This is a genomic window from bacterium (genome assembly GCA_030654305.1).
In the GTDB taxonomy this organism is placed as follows: domain Bacteria; phylum Krumholzibacteriota; class Krumholzibacteriia; order LZORAL124-64-63; family LZORAL124-64-63; genus PNOJ01.
Map to the genome: position 1 here is coordinate 1 of JAURXS010000535.1, position 1,925 is coordinate 1,925.

A 1,925-nucleotide genomic window follows, 5' to 3' on the forward strand; every position below is an offset into this window, starting at 1 on the left:
GAACGGCGACACGAGCGCCGGCGGGGGCGGGGTCTGGTTCTGCGAGCCCAGGCCGGTCACGACCAGGTCGTCGAGGTACCAGCCGTCGTAGACGACCGAAGAGTCGGTCTCGAGCCGGAAGCGCAGGTAGACCGACTGGCCGGCGTAGGCGCCCAGGTCGATCTCGGCCAGGGTCCAGGCCGCCAGCGTGCCGTTGTAGGTCGCCACCGTCGTCCAGGTCGAATTGTTGGTCGAGACCTGGACGTAGGCGTAATCGTAGCCCGATTCGAGCGTGTACTTGTGCCAGAACGACAGCTTGGCGCCGGCGGGCATGGCGATGGGCGTGTTCAGCGAGGCGTAGGTCGCGCTGGAGTTGAGGTAGTTGCCCGCGGGCGAGTCGTGCAGCGAGTGGGTGGCGGTGTGGCTGGAGGACGTGACCAGGGCCCAGGTGCCCGTCACCGTCCAGCCGGTGAAGCCGCTCTCGAAATCGTTGCTGTAGACCGAGACGGGCAGGCCCGCCGGGTAGTCCAGGACGAACGAGCTGGTCTGCCCGTCGGCGACCACGGTCACGCGCACGGGCACGCTGTGCGCCGGCGGGACTTCGGCGTCGAGGGTCACCGAGAAGGGGACCGACGCCAGGGACAGCGAGGAGCGGGCGCCGATCGCGCCCACGGTGCGCTGCGCCTCGTGGAGCTGGAGGTAGGGGTCGTCGCAGGACAGGGTCACCGACACCGACGTGGCGCCGACGGTCACGCCCAGGTTCTCCAGCGTGAAGGAGAGACCGGCCGTCTCGCCGGGATCCAGGATGGCGTCGCCGTCGCCGCCGACGACCGTCGGCGTCTTGGCCTGGACGTAGAGCCCGGCCGCCTTCACCTGGTAGAGGGAGGGGAAGAGGTTCTCCGCGAAGAGCGCGTCGATGCGCGACTCGTCGGGCCAGAACCCGTCGCTGTTGCCGCCGATCTCGTTGGAGAAGGCGAGGATCTTGGGGTGCTCGGCGCTGGCGCCGTAGTGCCAGTCGAAGGAGCCGCCGTTGACGCTGTAGAGCAGGTCGGGCGCCTGGCCGGGCTCGTAACCGTTGTACTGGCACATGATCGAGCCCATGTGCTGGAAGATCGCCTCGTCGGCCGTGTTGCTCGACGTGTAGCCCCAGGGGTACAGCGTCAGGCCGGCGTAGGAGTGGAAGCTCTGCGAGGTGAAGAAGTTGTGCGAGTTGATGAAGGCCATCATCGCCTGGGTCTCGGGCTCGCTGCCGGCCGAGGGGCCGCGGTAGGTGTCGTCGCTGGGGACCGTGCTGCTGCCGCCGCCGACCCACTGGTAGGGGTAGTTGCGGTTGAGATCGACGCCGTACGAGCCGTCGCCGTTGACGCGGCGGTTCTTGCGCCACATGCCGCCGCCGGTCGGGTCGGTCGTCTCGTTGTAGAGGAACCCGTCAGGGTTCACGATCGGCACGATGTAGATCTCGCGGTTGTCGAGCAGCCACGTGATCTCGGGGTCGACGCCGTAGTTCGAGCCGAAGTACTCCACGAGCATCGAGGCGGTCTCCGAGGCCATGATCTCGCGGGCGTGGTGCATGGCGTCGAACAGGATCTCGGGCTCGCCCGTCTCGTTGACCTCGGGGTTGTCCGAGACGCGGACGCACCAGATCGCGTTGCCCTGCAGAGTGGTGCCCAGGCTCCACTTGGCGCTGACGACTTCGGGGTACAGCGCGTGCAGCTGGTCGAGCCAGGTGATGGTCTCGGAGTAGGAGTGGAACAAGCCGAAGTTCAGTCCCTTGTTACGCGAGGCGTACGCCGCCGACATGTCGGGCTCCACGACCTCGTAGCGGATGCCGGCCTGGTCGAGCCAGGCCAGATCCTTCGGCAGGGCCACGATCTCGACGTGGTGGCCGGGCTTGCGGGCCACGATGTCCAGGCCGGGGTTGGCCCTCAGGGCCGCCTCGACCTGCG

General features: G+C 67.9%; 1 protein-coding gene. It reads right to left on the reverse strand.

The genetic code is table 11. From position 1 onward, the window contains the following. Window positions 1-1,925 (reverse strand): M14 family zinc carboxypeptidase (locus Q7W29_14955; protein MDO9173120.1); only part of this gene is annotated, 1,925 nt, incomplete at both ends.